The organism is Polyangiaceae bacterium (assembly GCA_020633235.1).
Lineage (GTDB): Bacteria > Myxococcota_A > Polyangia > Polyangiales > Polyangiaceae > JACKEA01.
This window is the reverse complement of record JACKEA010000003.1, coordinates 871,829-894,762: the sequence shown is the minus strand read 5'-3', so window position 1 is coordinate 894,762 and position 22,934 is coordinate 871,829. Positions and strand designations below refer to the sequence as shown.

Annotated in this window: 20 protein-coding genes; 10 read left to right on the top strand and 10 right to left on the bottom strand. The window is 68.5% G+C overall.

Features of this window, described 5'->3' with window-relative positions; all coding sequences use genetic code 11:
* Nucleotides 1-158: 158 nt before the first annotated feature.
* From zwf to H6717_20830, 5 genes are all read left to right on the top strand, one after another.
* Nucleotides 159-1,664, top strand: a complete 1,506-nt coding sequence (gene zwf, locus H6717_20850) for a glucose-6-phosphate dehydrogenase (protein MCB9579493.1) — start codon at nt 159-161, stop codon at nt 1,662-1,664.
* Between the two features lie 68 nt (nt 1,665-1,732).
* Nucleotides 1,733-3,034, top strand: coding sequence for a cyclic nucleotide-binding domain-containing protein (locus H6717_20845; protein MCB9579492.1), 1,302 nt, complete (start codon nt 1,733-1,735; stop codon nt 3,032-3,034).
* 56 nt (nt 3,035-3,090) lie between these two features.
* Complete coding sequence (locus tag H6717_20840; GenBank protein ID MCB9579491.1) at nt 3,091-3,807, top strand: patatin-like phospholipase family protein; 717 nt, start codon at nt 3,091-3,093, stop codon at nt 3,805-3,807.
* Nucleotides 3,804-4,499, top strand: a complete 696-nt coding sequence (locus H6717_20835) for an LOG family protein (GenBank protein MCB9579490.1) — start codon at nt 3,804-3,806, stop codon at nt 4,497-4,499. Before H6717_20840 ends, H6717_20835 begins: the two co-directional genes overlap by 4 nt.
* Nucleotides 4,500-4,529: 30 nt before the next feature.
* Nucleotides 4,530-6,107, top strand: coding sequence for a hypothetical protein (locus tag H6717_20830; protein MCB9579489.1), 1,578 nt, complete (start codon nt 4,530-4,532; stop codon nt 6,105-6,107).
* On the opposite strand, the gene H6717_20825 is transcribed toward H6717_20830, so the two are convergent.
* The 3 genes from H6717_20825 to H6717_20815 are packed head-to-tail and all read right to left on the bottom strand — an operon-like array spanning nt 6,085 to nt 10,034.
* Nucleotides 6,085-8,058 carry a response regulator gene (locus H6717_20825; protein ID MCB9579488.1) on the bottom strand — a complete coding sequence of 658 codons (1,974 nt, stop codon included), beginning with the start codon at nt 8,056-8,058 and terminating at the stop codon, nt 6,085-6,087. The two genes, H6717_20830 and H6717_20825, sit on opposite strands and share 23 nt — an antisense overlap.
* A gap of 48 nt (nt 8,059-8,106) precedes the next feature.
* On the bottom strand, nt 8,107-9,156 hold the full coding sequence (locus H6717_20820; protein ID MCB9579487.1) for a proline dehydrogenase: 1,050 nt from the start codon (nt 9,154-9,156) through the stop codon (nt 8,107-8,109).
* Nucleotides 9,153-10,034 carry a LysR family transcriptional regulator gene (locus tag H6717_20815; protein MCB9579486.1) on the bottom strand — a complete coding sequence of 294 codons (882 nt, stop codon included), beginning with the start codon at nt 10,032-10,034 and terminating at the stop codon, nt 9,153-9,155. Before H6717_20815 ends, H6717_20820 begins: the two co-directional genes overlap by 4 nt.
* A 158-nt stretch (nt 10,035-10,192) precedes the next feature.
* Here H6717_20815 and H6717_20810 point away from each other — a divergent pair, with 158 nt between their 5' ends.
* Nucleotides 10,193-11,260: a Spy/CpxP family protein refolding chaperone gene (locus H6717_20810; protein MCB9579485.1), complete on the top strand. Its 1,068-nt coding sequence runs from the start codon at nt 10,193-10,195 to the stop codon at nt 11,258-11,260.
* A gap of 87 nt (nt 11,261-11,347) precedes the next feature.
* Nucleotides 11,348-12,295, top strand: coding sequence for an alpha/beta fold hydrolase (locus H6717_20805; protein MCB9579484.1), 948 nt, complete (start codon nt 11,348-11,350; stop codon nt 12,293-12,295).
* A gap of 3 nt (nt 12,296-12,298) precedes the next feature.
* On the opposite strand, the gene H6717_20800 is transcribed toward H6717_20805, so the two are convergent.
* Nucleotides 12,299-13,624 (bottom strand): hypothetical protein, encoded by a 1,326-nt coding sequence (locus H6717_20800; protein ID MCB9579483.1) that lies wholly within the window; start codon nt 13,622-13,624, stop codon nt 12,299-12,301.
* A 79-nt stretch (nt 13,625-13,703) separates the two neighbouring features.
* Here H6717_20800 and H6717_20795 point away from each other — a divergent pair, with 79 nt between their 5' ends.
* Both H6717_20795 and H6717_20790 read left to right on the top strand, forming a co-directional pair.
* A complete protein-coding gene (locus H6717_20795) occupies nt 13,704-14,369 on the top strand; it encodes a hypothetical protein (protein MCB9579482.1) in 666 nt (221 codons plus the stop codon).
* 173 nt (nt 14,370-14,542) lie between these two features.
* Nucleotides 14,543-14,989: a hypothetical protein gene (locus H6717_20790; protein ID MCB9579481.1), complete on the top strand. Its 447-nt coding sequence runs from the start codon at nt 14,543-14,545 to the stop codon at nt 14,987-14,989.
* Between the two features lie 38 nt (nt 14,990-15,027).
* On the opposite strand, the gene H6717_20785 is transcribed toward H6717_20790, so the two are convergent.
* The 3 genes from H6717_20785 to H6717_20775 form a co-directional block, all read right to left on the bottom strand.
* Nucleotides 15,028-16,164 (bottom strand): acyl-protein synthetase, encoded by a 1,137-nt coding sequence (locus H6717_20785; protein MCB9579480.1) that lies wholly within the window; start codon nt 16,162-16,164, stop codon nt 15,028-15,030.
* Nucleotides 16,161-17,510, bottom strand: coding sequence for an aspartate aminotransferase family protein (locus tag H6717_20780; GenBank protein ID MCB9579479.1), 1,350 nt, complete (start codon nt 17,508-17,510; stop codon nt 16,161-16,163). Before H6717_20780 ends, H6717_20785 begins: the two co-directional genes overlap by 4 nt.
* Before the next feature lie 233 nt (nt 17,511-17,743).
* Nucleotides 17,744-18,643 (bottom strand): GGDEF domain-containing protein, encoded by a 900-nt coding sequence (locus tag H6717_20775; protein MCB9579478.1) that lies wholly within the window; start codon nt 18,641-18,643, stop codon nt 17,744-17,746.
* A 220-nt stretch (nt 18,644-18,863) separates the two neighbouring features.
* Here H6717_20775 and H6717_20770 point away from each other — a divergent pair, with 220 nt between their 5' ends.
* Nucleotides 18,864-19,382, top strand: a complete 519-nt coding sequence (locus H6717_20770) for a YceI family protein (protein ID MCB9579477.1) — start codon at nt 18,864-18,866, stop codon at nt 19,380-19,382.
* Here the strand turns inward: H6717_20770 and H6717_20765 are convergent.
* The 3 genes from H6717_20765 to H6717_20755 are packed head-to-tail and all read right to left on the bottom strand — an operon-like array spanning nt 19,374 to nt 22,927.
* Nucleotides 19,374-21,239: a DNA mismatch repair protein MutS gene (locus H6717_20765; GenBank protein MCB9579476.1), complete on the bottom strand. Its 1,866-nt coding sequence runs from the start codon at nt 21,237-21,239 to the stop codon at nt 19,374-19,376. The two genes, H6717_20770 and H6717_20765, sit on opposite strands and share 9 nt — an antisense overlap.
* 3 nt (nt 21,240-21,242) lie before the next feature.
* Nucleotides 21,243-22,292 carry a chemotaxis response regulator protein-glutamate methylesterase gene (locus tag H6717_20760; GenBank protein ID MCB9579475.1) on the bottom strand — a complete coding sequence of 350 codons (1,050 nt, stop codon included), beginning with the start codon at nt 22,290-22,292 and terminating at the stop codon, nt 21,243-21,245.
* A gap of 32 nt (nt 22,293-22,324) precedes the next feature.
* Nucleotides 22,325-22,927: a hypothetical protein gene (locus H6717_20755; protein ID MCB9579474.1), complete on the bottom strand. Its 603-nt coding sequence runs from the start codon at nt 22,925-22,927 to the stop codon at nt 22,325-22,327.
* Between the last annotated feature and the right edge of the window lie 7 nt (nt 22,928-22,934).

Here is a 22,934-nt window from a genome sequence, read left to right as displayed (position 1 = left end):
TGACGACCGCGGTGGCAGCCGCCGCATCCAGCCCGCAAAAGGAGCGCTGAAGCTCGGGCCGCGTGTGCCCGCGCCGCACCGACAAAACCAAGAGCCGTCTCTGCATTTGTTTGTTGGTTCGGCGCGGTGACCTCGCGGGGTGGTAGCCTCGCGAGTCCATGTCTGCGCCCTTTCACGTCGTCATTCTCGGAGCCAGCGGAGATCTCACGCTCCGCAAGCTGATGCCCGCGCTGGTGGGGCTCGCGAGGTCGGGTCGCCCGCCCGGCGGCTTTCACGTCATCGGGTTCTCGCGGCGCGCGAAGTCGGACGAACAGTACCGGAGCGAGATCCGCGCGGCGCTTTCCGAGCGGGATCGCGCGGCCTTCGACGAGCTGTCACCGCGCGTCTCGTACTGCGTGGGGAGCGTCACTCAGGCGGAGGATCTCGCAGCGTTGGAACGGCATCTCCAGGCGCTGCCCGGCGGCGAGAGCGCGGGCCGGCTGTTCTACATGGCGCTCGCGCCGCAGCTCTTTGCCGAGGCGGCGCAGGCGATTTCCGCAGCGGGGCTCTTCGCCGGGCCCGCTCCCCGTCGCGTCGTGATCGAAAAGCCCTTCGGACACGATCTCGAGAGTGCGCGGGTGCTCAATCGAAAGCTGCACCGCGTGCTCCGCGAAGATCAGATCTTCCGCATCGATCACTACCTCGGCAAGGAAACGGTGCAGAACCTCCTCGGGTTTCGCTTCCACAACGCCATCTTCGAGCCGCTCTGGAACCGGCATCACGTGGAGCTGGTGCAAATTACCGTCGCCGAGACCCTGGGCGTGGAGCACGGCCGGGCGCGCTACTACGAGAGCACCGGCGCCCTGCGCGACATGCTGCAAAACCACATGATGCAGATCTTGGCCCTGGTGGCGATGGAGCCGCCGGTGGCGCTGGAGCCCGAGGCCGTGCGCGACCAGAAGGTGCAAGTGCTGCGCGCGGTGCACTGTCCGGATCCGGAGGACGTGGCCTCGAGCTCCGTGCGCGGGCGCTATCAAGGCGGAGTGATCGACGACGAGCTCGTCGGCGGCTACCTCGAGGAAGAGGGTGTGCCGGCCGACTCGGAGGTGGAGACCTACGTGGCAGTGCGCGCTGAGATCGACACTTGGCGCTGGAGCGGCGTTCCGTTCTTGCTGCGTCACGGCAAGCGTCTGGCCAAGAAGAGCACCGAGGTTCGCATCCAGTTTCGCACGCCGCCGGTGCAGCTCTTCAACCGCCCGGACGAGATGAGCGGTCCCGAGTTCCGGCGAAAGCTCCGCGACGGCAGCCTGTGTCAGATCCGGCCCAACACCCTGACCTTGAGCATTCAGCCCCGCGAAGCGATCACCCTCTCTTTCGGCGTGAAGCAGCCCGGCGGGGAGATGGTGATGACCCCCGCGGAGCTGTCCTTCGACTACCGTCAGCGCTTCGGAACGGAAGCGGGCAATGCCTACGAGCGCCTGCTGCTCGACGCCATCTTGGGCGACCCGACCTTGTTCCTGCGCGCGGACGAGATCGAGGCCAGCTGGCGCTACGCCGACGAGATCCGGCGGGCCTGGGCCAGCACCGGGCGGCCCGCCCTGGTGGAGTACCCCGCCGGCTCCTGGGGCCCGGAACAAGCCGACGAGCTATTTTACGGCTGTGAGGGCGGCTGGTCTCGGGGGTGAGCCGCGCGAAATCGAGCGCGGGCGCATCCACGCTTTGGGCGCCGTGACGCGTCGGCTATCTTGTGTTCGTGAAAATCCGAGCGGAGGCGTCGAGCGACGTCGGGCAACGGCGCGATCACAACGAGGACAACTATCTCGTCGATGACGAGCACGGGCTGTTCATCGTGTGCGACGGCATGGGTGGGCACGCCGCAGGAGAGGTGGCGTCTGCGCTGGCGGCGAAGACCATTCAAGAGGCCGTCCGGCGTGAGCTCGGAGCCGCAGAGGCGCACGACGAGCCCCTGGACCCGTGGCGCGCGGCGCACGTGGTGGAGGTGCTGCGCCGAGCGGTGGAAGCGGCCAACACCGCGGTGCACCGGCTGGGACAGCGAGATCCGAAGGCTCGCGGCGCGGGTACCACCTGCACCGTGCTCTCGATCCGCGGGCAGCGCGGAGTGCTGGCGCACGTGGGGGACTCGCGGCTCTACCTGCGGCGCGCCGGTCAGCTCCACCAGCTGACGATGGATCACAGCTTCGTCGCCGACGCCATGATGCGCGGCTACACCTTGGAACAGGCCCTGGAGGCCTTTCCCTCGAACCTCTTGATGCGCGCCGTGGGACCCCTGGAGCGCGTTCAGGTGGACACCCTGGAGTTCGACGTGCTGCCGGGAGACGTCTACCTTTTGTGCAGCGACGGCCTGCACGGCTACTTCGATCACGAGAGCACTGGTCTCGCCGAGCTGCTGGAAGGTGAGGACGTGGCCGAGCGGCTGGTGTCCTTCGCCAATGAACGCGGTGGCGAGGACAACATCACGGCGGTGGTGGTGCGGCCCGAGGCCGAGGATGCCGCGGGAGAAGAACGCCTGAGCCGAGTGTACGAAGACCTCTCGGCGCTGTCCGCCATGGAGCTCTTTGGCGAGCTCGAGTATCCGGAGCTGCTCGAGGTCGCCAGCACGCTGCGGACGGAAGAGCTGGAAGAGGGCGTGACGGTGCTGAGCGAAGGCGAAGCCAGCAAGGCGCTCTATATCATCGCGTCGGGACGCGTGAGCGTGGAACGCAGTGGCTCGCGCCTCACCACCCTGTCGAGCGGCAGTCACTTCGGCGAGATGGCGCTCTTGACCAATCGCCCGCGCACGGCAACCGTGAAGACGCTCGAGCCCACACGTCTGCTGGTCCTGGACCAAGACGCCGTGTATCCGTTGTTTCAGACCAACCCGGTGATTGGCGTGAAGTTCCTGTGGCGGCTGGGGCAGGTGCAGAGCCTGCGGCTGGACGAAGCGACGCTATTGCTCCGGCCGCCGTCCGGCGAGGAGAGCGGACTCGACTTCAGCGGCGAGCGTACGCAGCGCCTGTTCCCGCCGCCGTTCAGCAAGCGGCGTCCGGAGGAGTGAGGTTGGCTCCGCCGACCCTCCGCGAGTGGCTCGCGGAAGAGCCGTTCGCGCTGGCGATGTCCGCCGGCTTCTTCGGCTTCTTCGCACACACCGGCTTCGTGATGGAGCTGGAAGAAGCCGGCCTATTGCCGGCGCGAGTCTCGGGCGCCAGCGCTGGGGCCCTGGTGGGGGGACTGTGGGCGGCGGGGCTCGACGCAGCGCAGCTTCGGGACGAGCTGTTGGCGCTCCGGCGCGCGGATTTCTGGGACCCCCGGCCAGGGTTGGGTCTGCTCCGAGGCCGTCTGTTCCGAGCGCGCTTGGAGTCCCTGTTGCCCACCAAGGAGTTCTCCGGCTGTCGCGTGCCCGCCACGCTCTCCGTCTACGACGTGCTTTCGCGGCGCACCCGGGTGATCTCGTCGGGCCCGTTGGCGCCCGCCATCCAAGCCTCTTGTACCTTGCCCGGGTTGTTCCAGCCTTTGTGGCACGAAGGACGGCCGCTGCTCGACGGCGGCATCTTGGATCGCCCTGGCCTCATGGGTCTGCCGGCGGGCACCCGCGTGTTGCATCACCATCTCGCTTCGCGCTCGCCTTGGCGCAAGAAGTCGAGCGCGTCGCTGGTGCCGCCGAAACGACCGGGCCTCTCGGCGGTGGTCCTCGAAGGCCTGAGTCGCGTGGGGCCGTTTCGCCTCGAGCGGGGCAAGCTGGCTTTCGACGAGGCGCGACGGGGACTTCGGCGCGCCCTCGATCTGCCGGTGAACGGCGGGCTCTTGCAACTCTCCGTGGAGGAGGCATGAAGAAAGATCTCGGACGCCTGGTGTGCACCACCCAAGAAACGATGGAGGTGATCGAGGACGCGGTGGATCAGCTCTGGACGGTGGTGAACGACCTGAGCCGCATTCGGCCCGAGAAGCAGGAATTCTATCGGGTCGCCATCTTCGGCTCGGCGCGCACTCAGCCGGGCGCTCCGGTGTACGAGCAAGTGAAGGACCTCGCGGCCCGCCTTTCCGCGAGCGGAGTGGACATCGTGACCGGCGGCGGCCCGGGGTTGATGCAAGCGGCGAACGAGGGCGAGAACCTGGGAGATCCCGACAATCGCACGCGGTCCATCGGCATTCGCATCGAGCTTCCCTTCGAGCAGGGCGCAAACCCCTTCGTGGAGAAGCTCTTCACCCATCGCACCTTCTACTCGCGCTTGGCTCAGTTCATGCGCATGTCCAACGCCTTCGTGATCATGCCGGGGGGTATCGGAACCACGTTGGAGACCATGATGGTGTGGCAGCTGCTGCAGGTGAAGCACGTCGCGGGTGTGCCGCTGGTGTTCGTCGGTCGCATGTGGCGCGAGCTCTTGGAGTGGGCGGAGCGCAACATGGTCGGCGCCGGCCTGGCCAACGCCCAAGACATGACCATCCCGGTGTGCGTGGATGACGTGAGCGGCGTGATGGACGTGCTCCGCCCGCACATCGAACGCTTCAAAGCCCGAGAATAGTCGCGCTTCGCGCGGCGTTTTCCCTTCAGCATGAGCCGTCACGCCGCCCTGTACGCCACGCTGGTCCTGGCCTTGGCCGGGTGCCGGAGCCTACCGGAGCGGGCGGAGGGCAGCGCCCGAGCCGCGCCGCTGGCCTCGGCGGCGGTCGAGGTGGACACCGCCTACCAGAGCTGCCGGGAGCGCATCGCCGCCTTGCGGAAGCAGCCCGCGCTGCCCGGCGCTCCGGAATTCGATGCCCAACGCGCCGACGTGCTGGGGCGCGCTCGGGGCGAGCCCATGGTGTTCGTGCGCGAGCCGCGGGCCACGCCGGACGCTGCGCTTCCGAAAGCGGCGCTCGACGCCAAGAAGGCGTTCGCGCACGGTTCGCCGTTCGCCCGAGTGCGGGGCGAAAAGCTCCGGCTGCGGGGCGACAAGCCCGGGCTCCGGGCCCTCGTGCTGCGAGAAGGCTACGTGTACTCCGCCGATCCCGTCGAAGCGCTGGCGTTGGTCACGCGTCTGGAGCTGCCCGATCTGTTCGACGAAGAAACCATCTATTTGCAGCGGGGGGCCAAGACGCTGGCGCTGTCCCGGGTGGAAGCGAAGCCGCTCAGGTACCAGCAGTCGGATGGCCGCACGGCGGAGCTCTTGTTCGGCGACCGCGTGGCCGTCGAGCGCGCGGACCTTGCTCCGCCGCTCCATCGAGACTTGAGACGCTTGGCCCACGAGATCGGGTTCGAGCGGGCGAAGATCACGTTGCGTACGGCGCAAGGGCTGGTCGCGGACCTGCGCTTCAGTGGCGAATGGGCGAAAGCGGTGCTGGACAGCGACGGCGCCAAGCTGTCCCTGCGCTGCCTGGCCGAGCGGCAGGATCGGCGCACGCGGTTTTCGCGCTGGATCGCCTCCGACGCGCCTCGGCGTCGGGGTCTCGCGCGGCTGCGCGCCGCCGTGGATCGCGAGCTCGCGGAGGCGCTGCCCTTCGACCGGCCGCGCCACGAGGAAACGGCGGATCGAGACGGGCAGCTGCGTCCGGCGTGGCGCTGGGCCTACCGCGCCGGACTGACGGCGTTCAGCTACGACGACGAGAGCTACCCCGTGTACGACGTCGAGGGTCGCCCGCATCCACCCCAGGTCTGTGTCGACTTCGTTCTCGACAGCTACGAGCGCGCCTCCGGAACTTGGTTCACGGCCAAGGGAAACACGCCCACCCGCGTGGTGGGTGCGCTGGACTTCGACGACCTCGGCATCAAGAACCGCCGCGGCGTGCTCGCCTTCGAGAAGTTCGCCGAGGACAGCCCGGAGCTGTTCGAGCATCTCAGGTTCGAAGCCGAGGACCGCGTGAAGTTTCTGGAGCGACGCCGCTTCTTCTCTTTCCTCGTCGAGCACGCCGACACTTTTCGTGCAGGGGATGTCGTGGCCATCCAGGGGCGCAAGGGAGACGGCAACATCCATCAACACGCCATCTTGATTGAGGATACGGATCCCGTGACCGGGTTTCCCGATGCCTTGGCCGACCAGATGAAGCGTCCGCGACGACGCACCTGGGAAGGGATCATGGCGGAAGCGCCGCTTCGGAGCCTGCTCTATCGCGTGCGCCCGAAGAAGCGGGTCACGACCCAGCTCGAGCGCTAGCGACCTTCCCGAGAGCGGCCAAGAGCTCCGTGGGCGTGTAGGGCTTGTGCAGGAACGCCGCGCCTTGGCGCGTGAGCTTGGACTCGTCCACCAGCTCGTCCGCGTGGCCGGAGCAAACCAGCACCCGCAGCCCCTGGAGGTCGTGGCTCAAGCGCTCCGCGAGCTGGTGCCCGCGCATGCCGGGCATGACCTCGTCCGTCAGCAAGATCTCGGGGACCAGCCCCTCGTGCACGAGCATCAGCGCTTCGTTCGCGTTTGCCGCCGCGGTCACGGAGTAGCCTTCAGCGCTCAGCACCCGGCGGGCCAGGTGGCGTAGTGCGTCGTCGTCTTCGACCAGCAGCACGCTCGCCTTTGCGCTCTTGGGTGCGGGCGCCGGCTCGGATGTCGCGCGGGGGCCTTCCTCGGCCGTACGCGGCAGCACCAGCGCCACCGTGGTCCCGTGTCCCTCCTCGGTCGACAGCAAGGCGTCGCCTCCCAGCTGCCGAGCGATGCCGTACACGGACGCAAGGCCGAGGCCGGTACCCTTGCCCGGGGGCTTCGTGGTGTAGAAGGGCTCGAACGCGTGCGCTGCAACGTCGTTCGACATGCCTTCGCCCGCATCGCTGACCGCGACGCGAATATTCGCGTCGTCGTGCTTTTGCACGGACAAGGTCACCAGGCCGCCGTTGGGCTGCGCATCGACGGCGTTCACCACCAAGTTCATCAGCGCGCGCTCCAGCTGAGTCGGATCCATGAGCACGCGGCCGGCCTCGGGGTCCACGTCGAGCTCGAGCGCCACGTCTTCCCGTAGCAGGTGCTCGAGCATGGGCACCAGCCGCTTCACTTCTTCGGCGACATCCATGGCGCGGGGGTGGACGATCTCCTTGCGGGAGAACGCCAGCAGGTCCCGAGTGATCTCCGCGCCGCGCCGGGCGGCCTCGATGATGACGTCGAGATCCTTGCGCACCCGCTCGGGTAGCTCCTTGGAGCGCTTGGCCAGCTCTGCGTGTCCAATCATGGCGGTCAGCAGGTTGTTGAAGTCATGGGCCACACCACCGGCGAGGCGCCCGATGGCCTCCAGCTTCTGCGCCTCGATCATCTGGTTTTCCAGCGCTTCCCGCTCGCGCTTGAGCTGGTCCAGGGCGCGGCGGCGACCCAGCCAACCTCCGGTCAAGCCCGTCACGGCCAGGCCCAACACCAGGCCCAGCGGGATCAGGAGATCCACGTGGTGAGAGTGGCTCGCCTCCCGGAGCGCGGCTCCCGGTTCCACCTCCACCCACCACGTCTGGTTTGCCACCACGGCTGCGGCCTGCGCAACGGGTCCGCCGGAGGTCCCGTAGCCTCGAGACTCGTACACGCGACCCGTCTCGTCCGAGACTCGAACCAAATAGCTGTCCAGGATGCCTTCCGCCAGGGAGCGCTTGACCAGCTCGCTGCAGTCGAACACACCATTGACGAAACCGAGGGTGCGACCTTCGCGGCGGACCGGGAAGTAGCTGGCGACGCCCCGCGGACCTTGGAACAGCTGCAGGGAGCCGGTCAGCGTCGGCTCTCCGGTGCGCGCCGCTCGAGCGAAGAATGGAGCGGCCTCCGGATGATTGCGCACGTTGCGACCGAGGGCCGAACGGTTGCGCTCCTCCGGGACGGCGATGCGGATGACACCCGCGTTGTCGATCCAGTTGATGCCCAGCAAGCCACCAAAGGAGCCCTCCAGGATGCGTGCTCGTCGCTTGAAGTCGGCGTCCGTCATCTGGGCGTGCTGCGCCCGCTCGCGAGCCAAGCTGCCTACGATGGTGAGCCGCGCAGCCACGTAGTCGGCGAGCCGCGGGGCGGCTTGGCGCGCGACGATGCTGGTGGAGCGCGCCAGTGCCCGAGACTCCGCCTGGCGGAGCGCGAGCCATGCTCCGCACAGCAGGCCCGCTACGGAAATGCCAGCCAGCCACGGGAGCACGGAGCGCGGCAGCTGCAGCATATGCCCATGGGAAACGAGCCTCCGCAGAGCGTCAACGCGGCGGATGACTCATAGCACCTCGCCTTCCGCGGAGGGACGGCGGTCCACCGGGCCGTCCAGCGGGGGAGTCTGCATGGCACCGAGGGGGCTCTGGCGCGCGCCGGGAAGGGCCTTGCGCGCTACATCGGCCAACGGGCCCGAGATGCCGACGGCCGCGACTGCATCTCCCAGACCGGCCAGCGCCGCCGAGAGGTCCGTCACACGCGTGACGTGGACGTTGCGGCCCACGGGGGCGAGCAGCACGTTGCCGAGGAGGTCCAGTCCTACCACGCCCTTGCCCGCGTGGAACACCTCGCCTGCGTAGGTCATGGTGTCGCGGTAGCGCGTGAGATCGGAGGCCTCCGAGTTCGACAGGGCGCCTCGGGGTACGTCGTGCTGTAGCTCCGCGAGCCCAGCGGCCAACGCCCGCGCAAAGCTCTGCGCGCCCTCCGGCTGTCCCCTGACCAGCGCCACGCGGGGACTCAAGCAACCCCGCTGATCGAACAGGGCAACGTCCCGGGCCAGCGCTTTGGCCGCCGCCGCGAGCTCGCCGGCTTCAGCGTCCAGCACGGCGACGCCGAAGCCGTTGCCGTGACCATGCAGGACCACGCCAGCAGGCAGCTCACCGCGAAGCGCCGCGAGGGTGTCGTCGGAGCCATAGGCCCATACGTGATCTCCCGGCGAGGGCGCCAGCTCTTCCACCAAACGAAACGCTCCGCGGCTCGCCTCGAACAGCAGCGTGGCCATGGTCGGCTCGCGACGTGACGCGCGCACGGCGACCCGCGGCGCCTGGGCCAGCGCCAGGGCGATGGCTCTGAGCGGGGCGACGAAGACATTGGCCGCAAGCAGCACGTGCGCTCGCGCCGTCGGCGTGACGCCCGACACGAGCGCGTCGAGCTCCGCGTCGGTGGCGTTCACTTCCAGGCATTCGCGCAGCGCGAGGTCGACGCCCTCGGGCGAGAGCCCCGTCGTCGTGACCAGCACCTGCCGCGCGCGCTTCCCGAACACGTCCTCCGCGTCAGCGATGCGTCGCGCCGCATCGAGCAGACGCCGAACACGTTGCTGTCGCTCGTCGCTCACGAAACACCGCCGTCGATGATGCCGTGCAGGAAGTCGAGCACGGCTCGGATGCGCGCGGAGCCGGCGAGATCTCGGTGCACTGCTTGCCAGATCACGCGGGGCTCGGGCTCGGTTTCCGTCGCCAGCCGCACCAAGCTCGTCTCGTGCGCCGCGACGCTCTGCGGTAGGAGCGCGATGCCCAAGCCGAAGGTGGTCGCGGAGAAGATGGAGCTCACGCTGTCGCAGCGCAGCACCACCCGAGCGCCGCCCAGGCGCTGGGAGAACCAGCCATTTTCCAGGGCAAAAGGCCGACTGTCCGCGAACAAGATGGCGTCGTGGCCACTCAAGTCTCGCTCCGGATCTCGGGGCGTGCCACGCGCCTGCAGATAGCAGCGCGCCGCGTACAACGCGGAGCGCACCGTGGAGAGACGGCGCGTGACGACGTCGCTCTCGCGCGGGCGCGCCAGCCGGAGGGCGATGTCCGCTTCTCGCCGCGCCAGGCTCACGGAGCGGGAGTTGCAGGAGAGATCGAGAGTGAGCTCGGGGTACTCGCGAGCGAAACGATGCAAGTGCGGAGCGATGAATCGCGTTCCGATCGTTTCCGTGACGCTCACGCGAACGGTGCCTGCGACTCGCTGGTCGGCCCCTGCGAGCTCGCGCTCCAACGCGATGGCCTCCTGCTCCATGCGCTCCGCCCGGGGCAGCAGGTCGAGGCCGGCTTGAGTCACTGAGTACCCGTCCGGGGTTCGATCGAAGAGCTTTGCCCCGAGCTCCTCTTCCAGCACGGCCAGGCGCCGACCGACGGTCGTCGCGTTGATGCCCAGCGTCGTCGCCGCTCGCGCCAAGGTTCCCGACCGGTGGACGGCTAGGAAGGTCCGGAGGTCGTTCCAATCGAGCATGGGAAGGGCGTCCCCCGCTCTTCTGCGCGAGCAGCGTAGCGCCCAAGGGCTCTCACGACCACCCCCCGCCGAACACTTGGAACATCCACCGGTTTTGGGGTGGGTGACGAAGGGCGGCGAATGAGGTGTAGGCTCCCGCCTCACCAGGAGGTTTCGCAATGAGAGCGATATCCAAGAGCATCGTGCTGCTCACCGTTGCCGTGGGCTTGTGCGCTGGCTGCGAAGAAGAGTCGAAGCCGAAGACGTCCGAGACCACTACGAAAGTGGCCAAGGAGCCGGCGCCGACGCCGAGCGCCAGCGTAGCCCAGCGAAAGCCACGGCGGCCGGGACGGCGCGGGGCTCGCGGAGGTCCTGCGGGGATCCTGCTGGCTGCTGCCAACGACCTGACGCTCGACGACGCTCAGCGATCCAAGGTGGATGCCGTGGGCGAGAAGATCGGGAGCGCCGCGGGCGGGGGCAAGGAGATGCGGGAGTATCAGGCTGTGGTGATGGAGGGCATCAAAGCCGGCAAGATCGACACCACGAAGCTCGAACCGCTGTACGAGACGATGGAGCGCGCGCGCGCGGAGCAAAAGGCGAAGCAGGCCGAAGCTCTCGACGGGTTGTACGCGGCGCTCACGCCGGAGCAGCGCAAGTCCGTGGCCGACAAGCTCAAGCCGCGCTTTGCGGAGCGCGCCGAGCCCGCGCCGGACCAACAAAAAAAGAAAGCCGATCCCAAGGAACGCGCCCAGCACAAGTTGGATCGGATGACGAAAGACCTGAGCTTGACCGACGCTCAGAAGAAGAAGCTCGAGCCTCTGCTGGTGAAAGAAGCCACGCCGGCGGAGCCGCAGATGAACTCCCGAGCGGCGAGCAAGAAGCGGATGACGGCGCTGTTGGAGGCCTTCGAAAAGGACGGCTTCGACGCCAAGAAGTTGGACCTCTCCGCGGGACCCGACCCGAAAGAGTGGAAGAAGCGCATGGACTCGCGGGTGAGCTTGTTCAACCAGATCTCCGCGGTGCTCGAGCCGGAGCAGCGGGACAAGCTCGCCGCCAGCATGCGGCGCGGCCGCGGCGGAAGGCTTCAGAATCCTCATCGCCCGGGACCCAACATGCGCGCCATGCCCATGATGCCGGGAGGACCCATGGCACGGCGTGCCCGCCAAGAAGTGATGAGCGACGACTCCACTTGGATGGGTCCGACCATCGAGCTGCCCTACGACGACGGGGAGCCGGCCTCGGAGTAGGCGTGCAAAATTGCAGCTTCGAGCTGCGGAGTTCGCGCGGGCGATCGGTCGCTTCCCGTACCAGGTTGGATCTGGAAGGAGGCGACCATGTCCGTCGTACGAACGTCCATCGTCATCACCGCCCGTGACGGATACCCGCTGGGAGCTCGGGTCTACGAACCCCAGGGCCATGCCAAGTCCACCCTGGTGGTGCACGGAGCGACCGCGACGCCGCAGCGGTATTACCAGCGCTTCGCCTTGCACTTGGCCGACCGCGGCCACCGCGTGCTGACCTACGACTACCGCGGCGTGGGAGCTTCACGGCCGCCCGACCTCCGGGGTTTCGATGCCGACATGCGAGATTGGGCCGAGGACGCGCGAACGGCCCACTCGAATGCGATACGGATCTCCGGGAGCGGGCCGGTCCTGATGCTGGGCCACAGCTTCGGAGGGCAGCTCATCGGACTGTGCGAGGAGCTCCGCGGCGTGAGCGCGGCGGTTCTGGTCGGCGCGCAGCTCGGCTACTACCGCCACTGGCCCATCGGGGCGCGCTTGGGCCTGGCGGGGCTGTGGAACGTGGCTGTGCCCGCGCTCACGAGCAGCTACGGATACCTGCCGGGAAAGTTCGGTCTGGGCAGCGATCTGCCGGCCGGTGTGGCGCTGGAATGGCGGCGCTGGTGCCTACATCCGAGCTACCTCATGGGCTACGTGCACGACGCCCGCGCACGCTTCGCGCGTTTCGATCGTCCCACGGTGTTCTACAGCTTCACGGACGACGGCTACGCGCCGGAGCCCGCCGTGGACAAGATGCTCGTCGCGCTGTCCGGTGCGCGAGTCACCCACCGGCGCATGGCGCCGGCGGACCTCGGCGCGCGGCGCGTGGGGCACTTCGGCTTCTTCCGCTCGCGCTTCCGCTCCTCGCTCTGGGGCGAGGTGGTGGAGGTCGCCGACGCCGTCGCCGACGGGCGTTCGCTGCCACTCACGGCCGTGGCTCCGCTGGATTGTGCGTTGCGCGCCAGCGACATCATGGCCGATCTCGAGTACGGCCGTACGTGAGCGTCAGTGCTCGCCGGACTTCCCGGAGAGCGCCCCTTGCGCGACCACGTGCGTGGCCGCGGCGTGGACGCCTTGCTCGTAGATCTCGCCGGCCACGTGGCTCGCAGTCTTGCCTGCGTGGGACGCCACGGCCTTCACGGCGTGCTCGCCAGGGGCTCCGCCCAGGCCAACCAGCACAGCGCTCACCAACACGTGAACCGCGCCATGAACCACGTCGTGGTCGAGCTCGTGGTCGAGCTCGGTCAGCTCCTTGGCCAGAGGCGTGAGCTCTTCAATCGAGTGCTTCAGCTCCTTGGCCAAGGCGTTCATCTGCGTGATGTGCTGCAGCGAGCCCGCGGCGTCCGCGTCGGCCACCGCACGCTGGGCCGCGTGGTTCTCCTTCACGTAGTCCGCGTACGTCCGGCAGAAGCTCAGATATTTTCCGCGTACTTCGTCAATCTTGCGGGTGAGGTCCCCCCGCAGGCGCCCCACGTTCGTCTGCACCGCGTGCGCGCTCTCCCGGAGCGGCTCGCTGCTGGCCGTGCCGGCAGCCCGCGCCGCATCGAACACGGCGTCGCCCATGGCTCCGTGCAGGCCCACGGCAGCAACGGAAAGCTCCGCAACGCGATCGACGGTGGGCACGGAGCGATACAGCTGGTTCATCGCCGTCGAGCAGCGCTTCATGGTCGCGGCTTGGCTTCTGAGCGAAGCGATGGAGTCGTTTCGCTGCCGCGTCATGGATGGGACGCTGGGCTTGGAGGTCACGTGCGCCTTCGCCCATCGGAGGTCGCGCTTCTCCGCCGCTGCCGCTTCCGACAAGCTCGCGCCCGCTGCCATGATCCCCCGAACGTCGCCCCGCTCCTGGCGGTCGAACCCGGCAAGCTTGGAGAGCGCGCGCTCGGCCTCGGCGTAGCGCGCGAGGCCGGTGGTCTTGCTCCGGGAAAGCTCCAGCTCGACGATCTTGCGGCTGTTCCCGTCGAGTCCCCGCAGCCGGATTTGAATGGCCTTGTCCGCCAGCCTGGGCGCATGGCCGAGGGCAGCGCGAACGAAGGCGTAGCGCGCTTGGTTCTGCGCCTGCGCCATGGACCCGCTGCCGCTGGCCACCTTGCGCGCCAAGCTGTCGAGATCCACGCCGTGACCGGGAAGCTCCCGCGCCAGGCCGCTCATGGCAGCGTGCGCCGCCCGCGTGCGAAGCTCCTTGGCCTGCCCGGCCAGGGACGTGGACAGCGGGGAAGGTCCGCTCGGGGCCGCCGCGGAGTTGGACTTCGGATGCTCGTCGTCGTGCTTCGGAGCAATGGGCTCGTGGTTGTCGGTGGCCTGGGGACTCTTGTGTCCAACTCTTTCGATCATGGGGGTTGGTTCGGCGCGGAACCTCGCGGGTTGCGCACAAAGTCCGCAACCTCACGGTGCTGAAACCGACCCCCTGCTCATGCGGGTCGACGAGCTCTTCTTCTTGTCCGTCGCGATTGTCCTGCGGTGGCGGCTCTACCGGCCCTTCTTCAGGTGGCTCAGGTCGGACCGGGTTCGGATGGATGAGGGCGGCTTGAGAGTGCGCAGGTTCGGCCTGTGGCGAACCTATCTGCCGTTCGAGAAGGTCTCCGGGTGGAAGATCCACGGAGCCACCCTCTGCATTCTCGGCCTGGACGGCCGGATCGAGCTCCGGTGGCGATTCGACAATGCCAATCGAATGCTCTCGACGGTGTCCGAGCTGGAGGCGCGACTGGCGGCGCATCAGGCCGATGGCATGCCGGCGTTCGAGCGCGGCGAACGCTCGACTCGACAGTGGCTGGCGGACCTGGAGCGCAAGGCGCGCCGCTCTGCGGAGAGTCCCTATCGCAGCAGGGTGCTCTTGGAGGATGCGGCACGCGCCGTGAACGAGCCCACCCTGTCCGCCGACACGCGCGCCGGGGCGGCGGCGGTCCTGATCGCCAGCGGTGAACATGGCGCGCGACGACGCATCGCCGACTCTCTGGGAGCCGAGGCTCCGCCGCTCCTGGTCGCCGTGGCTGCGCGCGGAGGTGAACCTGTAGCTGAAGACGCGCGCGATGCTCTCGGATACCTGACCGGTGACGAGCGCCGCGCGCTCGGACGGTGAATGTGGTGGAGGTGTAGCCGTTCGGCGCCAGGGGTGCGACATGCCGATCACGGGACGCTGAAGCGGAGAGTGTGAGAAAGCCGAGCACGCGCGCGGTGGCACATCGCTTGCGATGTCGAGGTCCGCGCCCGACGGGCGCCGGCATTCTTCTTACTTTCTTCGGAGGACTCGAAATGACGATGCGTTCCGGTCTCGGACTTTCGGTGTTGTGCGCGCTGTGCGGCTGTGGTGGTGCACAGACGGACGGTGGCGGCGGTGGCGGCGACGGCAGCGGTGGAGCCGCGGGAGTGAGCGGAGCGGCCGGGAGCGGGAGCGCTGGCGCGAGCGGGAGCGGTGGCACTGGCGCGACAGCGAGCGGCGGAGCGACCGGAAGTGGGAGCGGAAGTGGCAGCAGCGGCGGAAGTGGCAGCGGCGGTGGGAGTGGGAGCAGCGGCGGTGGGAGTGGGAGCAGCGGCGGGAGTGGCAGCGGCAGTGGCAATGCCGGGGTGTGTGCGCCGGGCGTGGCGTGCGGCGGCGTGAACGTTTGCTACGAAGACTGCTTCGGCTCCGACTGCTGCAGTCTCACGTGCTGGTGCGACACGGACGAGACGCTCCAGTGCAACATGGATTGCACGCAGTGACGGGGCCGCGCCGGACCGACAAGAAAATGTAGAGAGGGTCAGGCGCGAGTGCTGGTGACGATGAGCTCTTCGGCGGCGAGGGAGCAGCCGCGTAGCGGAGCGCCGGGGCGCCGACCGAGGAGCTCGATACCGCCGGCGCGCTGCACGATGCGATCTTGCGTGACGATGGCGACCGCGGAGTCCACGTTGCCGAGATCCACGAAGCGCGCGATGCCGACCTCGCCTTCGGGAACCGGGCGCAGGGTGATGGGATCGACGGCGGTCACTCGGAGCCACGGCGGCGGGAGGTAGAGCCCCGCTTCGCCCTCGAGCTCGGCGCCGGGCAGCGTGCCCTCGTAGAGCTGACTGGACAGCTCCGTCATGCCGTATTCGCCGACGACGCGTTCTTTGGCGATACCGAAGACGCGCGCGACGCGAGCCCGCAGCTTTTCCGGGGCCACGGACCGCGTGCGGCCCTTGAAGCCGCCGGTTTGCATGATCACGGTGTGCTTCGGCGTGCGGAGCTTCTTGCCGCCGAGCTCGTCCAGCAAAGCCACGAGAGCGAAGGCGGTGGACAGCACCAAGAGCGGTTCTTGACGCTCCAAGGCCACGAGTGCGGCGCGGCTGAGGCCGGTGATGTCGATGCCGTGGGGGGTCGCCAGCCAGCGCGCAGGCGAGTCCGGATCGAAGGCGGCGCCCGTCGGATCCGTGACCAGCGCGCGACCGTCGAGCTCCTCCATGAAGGCGCGCATCATGAAGCCCAGGGAGGACGTGGGCACCGCGCCGGGGTTCGGCGCCAGCGCTACCACCACGCGGCGCTGGGGCCAGGCCGTGACCAACGCCTGGCGCCCTCCCCGCACTGCGATCTGACGATAGGTGTCGGTGCGGCGCATGGGGTGAACGCCGCGGGCGGCGTCCGTGGTGCCGCTGGTGTGGAAGCGGACCGCATCCAGCTCCGGCGGATGGCAGGCGACGCGGGAGAAGCGGAAGGCATCGGCGGGCACCGCGGGAATGGAGTCCACGGTGTCGAGCGCCGAGCTCTTGGACTCGACGAGTCGGCGAAAGCCGGGGCAATGCCGCGCTTGATGACGCGCGATGTCCAGCGCCAGGGCGTCGAAGCCGTCGTCCGGCGCGCGCACGAGCTCCTGAACGCGGCGATGCAGGGCGTCGGATTCCGAGAGGGCGTCGTCGCTCATGAGGGCTCCAGCGCGTCGAGCAGCGCTTCGGTGAACCCCTCGAGCAAGTCTTCGGCGATGTTGAGCGGTGGCGTGAGCACGAGCACGCTGCGATCGGTGCCGCCAGTGCTGGTCAAGTAGCCGCGCTCGAGCAGGCGGTGCATCAGGCGGCTGCCGCCGCCGGCTCGTCCCACGTCGATCCCGATCATGAAGCCCGCGCCTCGGGCTCGAACGTTGGTGGAGGCCAAGCGGGCGTGCAGTGTGGCGAGCCAGCGCGCCCCGACCTCCGCGGCGCGCGCCGGCAGGCGCTCCTTGCTGAGCACGTCCAGCGTGGCGAGGGCCGTGGTGCAGGGCAGGGGGGCTCCCGTGAAAGTGGTGGTGTGGACCACCTCGTGCTCTTGGCGCCAGGCGGCCATCACGTCGCCGCGGCCGATGCAGGCACTGATGGGCAGTCCGCCGCCCAGGCCCTTGCCCAGGCACACGATGTCCGGGAAGTGGCCGTCGCGGCCCGCCGCCAACAGCTTTCCGCTGCGGCCGAGGCCGGTCCAGATTTCGTCGGCGATGAGCAGGGCCCCGGCTTCCTGGCACAGCCGGCCGACTTCCGCGGCAAACCCCTCGGGCGGCACGATGCAGCCGCCACGGCCGAGGATCGGCTCCAGCAGCACCGCGCCCACGTCGCCTCGCGCCAGGTGCGAGCGGACGCCCTCCAGCGAAGCGTCCAGGTCCTCTGCGGGGTACGGCACGAAGCGCACGTGGGGGCTGAGCTGCGCCGCGAAGGGCTCGCGATAGCTCTCGCGAAAGCCGCAGGCCGACAGGGGCGCGTAGGACAAGCCGTGATACGCGCCGGCGAACGCCACCACGCCGGGACGCCCGGTGGCGAGCTGTGCGGTCTTGAGCGCCGCGGTGACGGCGTCAGCGCCGGACTGGCCGAGGATCACCTTGGCGTGAGGATCGACGTGCAGCGCCGCCAGGCGTTCGGATAGAGCGATGCGCGCGTCCGCGGGGTACACGTCGCCCAGCGCCATGAGCAAGCGCGACGATTGAAGCTCCAGGGCCTTCAGCACCCGAGGGTGACCGTGCCCGAGGAGCAGCGCCCCGAAGCCGGCGACCAGATCGACGTAGCGGTTGCCGTCCACGTCCAACACGTTGCTGCCGGTCGCGGTGGCATACACCACGGTCCATGGTGGAACGTCGGCGACGATCCCACGCTTGGGTCCGCCGTCCGCCTTGGGGCCCATGGGGGCGGCGGTGCGAGCAAGACGCGTGAGCCAGGTGCGGGACGCGGGGCCCGGCGGGCGCACGCGGACGACCGGCTCGTCTTGTCCGGGGCGGACCGCCGGAGGCGGGGGTAGCTCACTGAAGCTCACGGTGCGCGCATTTAGCACTGCTGCGCCATTTCGGCAGCAGCCACGCCCGCAGATCCCGTGCGAAGGCAGCGTTTCGGCTGCGCTCCGATGCTCACGTACTCGAGTACGCTCCGCTTCGGTGCTCGCCGAAGCCTCGCCTGCGCCCGGGCTTTGCGGGCGTTCGACCCAGAAGTGGCGCCGTAGAGTTGGCACTGCTGCGTGATTTCAGCAGCAAGCCTCGCCTGCGCCCGGGCTCAGTAGCACACGCGATTGCGACCGCTGCGCTTGGCTTCGTACAGCTTCTCGTCGGCGCGCTGGATCAAATCCGTGGCCGTTTTGTCGCTTTCCGTGAGCAAGGCGCAGCCAATGCTGATGGTCGTGGGGATGCGCTCCCCCTGGAACACGAAGCTGTGCTCGGCCACCCGGGCACGCAGGTTTTCCGCCAGGGACGTCGCGCCCTCCAGGGGTGTTTCGGGGAGCACGATGACGAACTCTTCGCCGCCGTAGCGGGCGAAGATCTCGTCGCGACGGATGCGCGCTTGCACCACCCGCGCCAACTCCCGCAGCACGTAGTCTCCCGCGAGGTGACCGTACTGATCGTTGATGCGCTTGAAGAAGTCGATGTCGAAGATGATCAGGCTGACGGGACGCTCGTGGCGACGGGCGCGAATGACCTCGCGCTCCAGCGCCTCATAGAGGTAGCGCTTGTTGTGGATCTGGGTGAGCCCGTCCACGATCGTCATGCGGTAGATTTCTTCGTGGTACTTGGCTTCCGCGTCCGCTCCGGTGAGGAACTTCAGAATGCTGGGGCCGACCTTGATGCGGTCCCCGTTGTTGAGCAGCGCTTCCCGGGCAATCTGCTCTTCGTTGAGGTAGGTGCCGTTGGTGGAGCCGTCGTCCACCGCGTACCAGCGGTTCGTGCGTCGCTCGATGTGGCAGTGGCGGCGGGACACGCTGTCACCCTCGAGCACGATGGCGTTGTCCGCGCCCCGCCCGATGCCCATGGGGTTCTTGTCGAGCACGAAGCGCTTGCCGAGCAAGCCGGGCTCTTTCGTGTAGATCACCACCAAGCAGTCGTTCCCCGTGTCCCCGTCGTCGGAGGGGGGGCGTTGGACGACTTGTGTGACGCGTGTCTTTTCGTCGAACTCGCTCACGGAGGGATTGCCTCTAGACCGAAAACCATGAGCTCGTGGATCGCCTCTGGGGCCCCTCCGCCTGAAGCGCCCAAAGGCAGGCTAACGCCCGGGCGTTTTTGTCGTCAAGCGGGGGCATTTCCCATGGATTGCCACAACCTGAGGCCCCCGGCTAGCGGGCCGCGGGGCCGGGGCGAGGCAGGGCTTTCCCCCGGCCCGGGATCGCGCCAGGGTCCCGCCCGTGACCGAGCTAGCGCCACTGTCGGGTGGAGTCGTCGAAGTACTCACCTTCAAGGAAGGGCTGTTGTCCAAGGTGGCGCACGATCTGCTGCTGCGGGTCGAGCGATTCGACGTGGAAACCGACGGGCAACGGGTGGTGGCGCGCTTCTACCCCGCCAGCATCGTGGTGGTGGACGCGATGCGGGACGGACACCTCGACGCGGGCACCCTCAGCGATCGAGATCGTGCCGAGATCCGCGAGAACATCCAAAAGAAGGTCCTCCACGCCGACAAGCATCCGGAAGCGACCTTTCGCGGGGAAGGCCGCCGCCGGGAGACCGGCTACCACGTGGAGGGGACTCTGCGGCTCCTGGGGGCCGAGCACGCCGTGGCTTTCGAGGCACGGGAGCGGGATGGCCGGCTGACGGGCGAGGTCGAGCTCACGCCGTCCCAGTGGGGCATCACCCCTTTCAAGGCGCTGCTCGGCGCCATCAAGCTCCGGGACCGCGTGGTGCTGCGCTTCGAGCTGCCGTCACTCTAGCGGGACGTCCAGCCCCACGATCTTCATCAGCCGCAGGGCGTTGCCTTCGCTCACCGTGCCGGGCCGGAGCTTGTAGTCGAAGGTCATCTTGTCGTTCTCGACGCTCTCCCGGAAGTGCACCTGCTGGACGCGCTGCATCATCGAATCCGGCAGACGGCAGAGCTCCATGTCGTGCGTGGACACGGCCCCGGTCGCGCCACGCTCCAGCAGCTCGCCCAGCACCCAGCGGGCGCCAATCTGCCGCTCCCGGGAGTTGGTGCCGTGCAGGATCTCGTCCAACAGGAAGAACACCGGCAGCGGTTGGCCGGTGGCGTCCATCACGGCCTTGAGCTTGCGGATCTCCGCGTAGAAGTGGCTGACGCCGCGTTCCAGGGAGTCGCTCACTCGGATGCTGGTGCGGATGGCCGCGAGGCCGACCTTGAGGCGTCGCGCGCAGACCGGCGCCCCCGCCATGGCCATCACCGCCGACAGGCCCATGGCTCGGAGCAGCGTGCTCTTGCCGGACATGTTGGAGCCGGTCACGAGCAGCGCAGTGCCGGCGTGGGGCAGCGAGACGTCGTTCGCGACGCGCTTGTCCTCGGCAATGAGCGGATGTCCGAGGGCCTCCGCTTCGAACACCGCCTCCCTGGCCACGACCTCGGGAAAGGCGAAGCTCGGCTCGTCGTGGGCCAGGCCTGCGAGGCTCGACAGCGCTTCCAGCTCGCCGAGACAAGCAAACCACGCGCGCACGTGCTGGCCGGAGCGCTTCTGCCAGCGCTCCAGCTTGAGGGTGCACTGGATGTCCCAGAGCAAGAGGGCGTTGGCGAAGGGATGCACCAGCCCGTTGTGCCGCAGATCGAACCAGCCGACGCCACGACGGAACTCGTTCATGGACTCGCTGGGCTTCTGTCCGCTGGCGCTGACGCGCTCGCGCATGTCGCGGATCAGTGTCGAGGGCAGGTCGAGGTTCTCCAAGATGTGGAGCATCGCGCCGTAGCGCAGGAACGCGCCCTCGGTGGACGACACCGCCGAGAACACCCGCAGGGTCTCGGCGCGGGTCGAGAAGTTCAGCAGGATCTGCGCGGTCAGCGGCAGCGCCCACACAACCACCGGGAGGTGGAGGGTCGATGACGTGATCAGCCCAGCAAGGGTCAAGAGCGGGAGGATGCGCGACGCCCACACCAACGCGGGGCGCGCCGAGAGCTCCGCCTTGCCCTCGGCCCAAGCGAGCAGCGGCTCGGGATCCGGCGCCGGCCGAGATTGGCGCTTGCTGACTTCCTCCGGGGCGGCCGCCGCCAGGGCGTGGGCCTCGAAGCTCTGTCGGGTGTCGAGCTCGGGGGCCAGGGCGCGGACGGCCTCCTGCCGGGCCTCCACCTCCGCCAGGGATTGCGGCTCGGCCAGATGGCGCGCCAAGGCTTCGTGGCCGAAGCGGGTGTGAGCCACCGAAACGCGCTGGAACAGCGAGCCGGGACCGAACACGTCCAAGTCGTCCGCGTAGGGGTGCTGGGGATCCGCGAAGCGGGCGCCGTCCTCCGACAGCTCGCGAAATCGTCCGCTCGAGCGAGCGAGGCCGTCGGCGTTCACGCGAGCATGCCGTCGCTTGTCGTCTTCTCGCTCGATCACCCGGGCGTGGACGACCACCAGCACCAAGAAAGAGAGCCCGCCCACCAGGGACAGCACACCAGGCACCATGCGGGTACTGCCGAAGATCGCGAACAGGCCGGCGATCACGAGCACGCCGAAGGAAACGCCTCGCAGGTTGGAGATCAATCGCGAGCGGGCCGCCAACGCATCGGCTTCCGCCGTGAAGCGACGTTCGCGCGCGGTGTACTCCTCGAGCACCCGCTGTTTTTCTGGGTGTTGGTTCGCCGCGGTCACGACTCAGCTCGTCACGAGCCCGCTCACCGCGCGCCCGATGCGGTCCAGCGCGAGCACTTCATCCACGACGCCCATTTCCACTGCGGCCTTGGGCATGCCGTACACCGTGGAGCTGTTCTTGTCCTGCGCGATGGTACGTCCTCCGGCGGCTTTCACCGCCGCCAGTCCGAGCGCGCCGTCGCGCCCCATGCCGGTGAGCACCACGCCCACCACGCGGGCACCGAAGGCCTGCGCCGCCGACTTCAGGGTGACGTCCGCGGCAGGCTTCACGCCGTGGACCGCCGGGGCGTCCGAGAGCGCCACGCGGCCGCTGCGCTCCACCAGCAGGTGGGAGCCGCCGGGGGCGACCAGAGCCAGGCCGGGAGCGAGCTCCAGGCCCGCCGAGGCTTCTTGCACTGCAAACGCCGCGGACTCCGCGAGCTGGGCGGCGAGCGCCTCGGTGAAGCCCGCGGACATGTGCTGGACCAGGAGCAACGCGGCGTTGTCGCCCAGGCGGAGGGTGGACAGCAGGCGCACCAGCGCTGCCGGACCGCCAGTGGAGCTGGCCACGACGACCAGACGCAGACCTGCCGGCATTGGGCGTGGCGCCGACCGTGGAATGCGGCGGGAGGAGGTGACGCTTTCCGTGGTGGGCACGCTCACGGCGGCGGCGACGTTGGCGCCGGCGGCGGTGAGCAGCTTCTCCGTCAGACCTTCTCGGATGTTGCTGAGGTTCGCGCTCACCTCGCCGTCGGGCTTCTCGACGAAGTCCACGGCGCCGGCGGCAAGGGCCTGTATCGTGGCGGTGGCTCCCTCCCGAGTGTGGGCCGAGAGCATCACGATGGGAGTGGCCTTGGCGTCGAGGATGGCGCGGGTGGCCTCCGCTCCGTTCATCCCCGGCATGTTGAAGTCCATGGTGATGACGTCCGGCGCGAGCTCCGCCGCGAGGCGCACGGCTTCGCTGCCGTCTTTGGCCTGCCCCACGACCTCGAAGCGAGCGTCCCCACCCAAGAGCCGCGCGATGGCGCCGCGCATGAATGCGGAGTCATCGACGATCAGGACCCGAACGGCCATCTGTCGACCATAGAACGCCGCGCGCGGCTCCGCTAGCGCGCGTTCTTGGAGCGGAACTTCACCGTGACGGTGGCGCCCACCAGCGGTGAATCGGGCACGCCCACGGAGCGACGATCCACGACGTTGGCTACGCAGCGAGCCGCCGCGGAGGAGACGCCTACGCGCTTCTTCACCGAGACGCCTTCGGCACGCCCGCTACTGCGTACCAAGAAGCGCACCTGGACCTCGCCGGCGTCCTTGGAAAGCCCGCCGTTGTTGTCGATGCATTGTGCGAACTTGTCGCGGGCGGCGCCGAGTTTCTTGATCGCCAGGGGCAGCTTGCCTTGATCGGCGTCGACGCGAGTCACGCTGGCTTCTGCCGGTCCGCCGGCGGGTGGTGACTCGGCGGGGGCGGCGCTCGCTTCTGGTTTGCCGGAGGGCGCGGGCAACGGACGGTTCTTGGCCAGACTTTCGGCTTCCTCCCGCGTGATGCAACGGACGAGCATGCCCTTTCCGTTGGCCAGCCGCCCCCAAGCACAGACGGGATCATAGGGATAGCGGCTGGCATCCGCCGGGTCTGCCGCAGCGGGACCGGCTCCCAGAGCCACCAGACAAGCGACGCCGCCGAGGAGCGCCCAGGTACGCGTTCTCTTCATCACGCTA

What these genes read in the sequence shown, in the direction of transcription:
- H6717_20760 (MCB9579475.1), bottom strand. Translation starts at nt 22,292, where the DNA reads ATGGCCGTTCGGGTCCTGATCGTCGATGACTCCGCATTCATGCGCGGC.
- H6717_20810 (MCB9579485.1), top strand. Translation starts at nt 10,193, where the DNA reads ATGAGAGCGATATCCAAGAGCATCGTGCTGCTCACCGTTGCCGTGGGC.
- H6717_20830 (MCB9579489.1), top strand. Translation starts at nt 4,530, where the DNA reads ATGAGCCGTCACGCCGCCCTGTACGCCACGCTGGTCCTGGCCTTGGCC.
- H6717_20790 (MCB9579481.1), top strand. Translation starts at nt 14,543, where the DNA reads ATGACGATGCGTTCCGGTCTCGGACTTTCGGTGTTGTGCGCGCTGTGC.
- H6717_20755 (MCB9579474.1), bottom strand. Translation starts at nt 22,927, where the DNA reads ATGAAGAGAACGCGTACCTGGGCGCTCCTCGGCGGCGTCGCTTGTCTG.
- zwf (MCB9579493.1), top strand. Translation starts at nt 159, where the DNA reads ATGTCTGCGCCCTTTCACGTCGTCATTCTCGGAGCCAGCGGAGATCTC.
- H6717_20800 (MCB9579483.1), bottom strand. Translation starts at nt 13,624, where the DNA reads ATGATCGAAAGAGTTGGACACAAGAGTCCCCAGGCCACCGACAACCAC.
- H6717_20840 (MCB9579491.1), top strand. Translation starts at nt 3,091, where the DNA reads ATGTCCGCCGGCTTCTTCGGCTTCTTCGCACACACCGGCTTCGTGATG.
- H6717_20825 (MCB9579488.1), bottom strand. Translation starts at nt 8,058, where the DNA reads ATGCTGCAGCTGCCGCGCTCCGTGCTCCCGTGGCTGGCTGGCATTTCC.
- H6717_20835 (MCB9579490.1), top strand. Translation starts at nt 3,804, where the DNA reads ATGAAGAAAGATCTCGGACGCCTGGTGTGCACCACCCAAGAAACGATG.
- H6717_20785 (MCB9579480.1), bottom strand. Translation starts at nt 16,164, where the DNA reads ATGAGCGACGACGCCCTCTCGGAATCCGACGCCCTGCATCGCCGCGTT.
- H6717_20805 (MCB9579484.1), top strand. Translation starts at nt 11,348, where the DNA reads ATGTCCGTCGTACGAACGTCCATCGTCATCACCGCCCGTGACGGATAC.
- H6717_20815 (MCB9579486.1), bottom strand. Translation starts at nt 10,034, where the DNA reads ATGCTCGATTGGAACGACCTCCGGACCTTCCTAGCCGTCCACCGGTCG.
- H6717_20795 (MCB9579482.1), top strand. Translation starts at nt 13,704, where the DNA reads ATGCGGGTCGACGAGCTCTTCTTCTTGTCCGTCGCGATTGTCCTGCGG.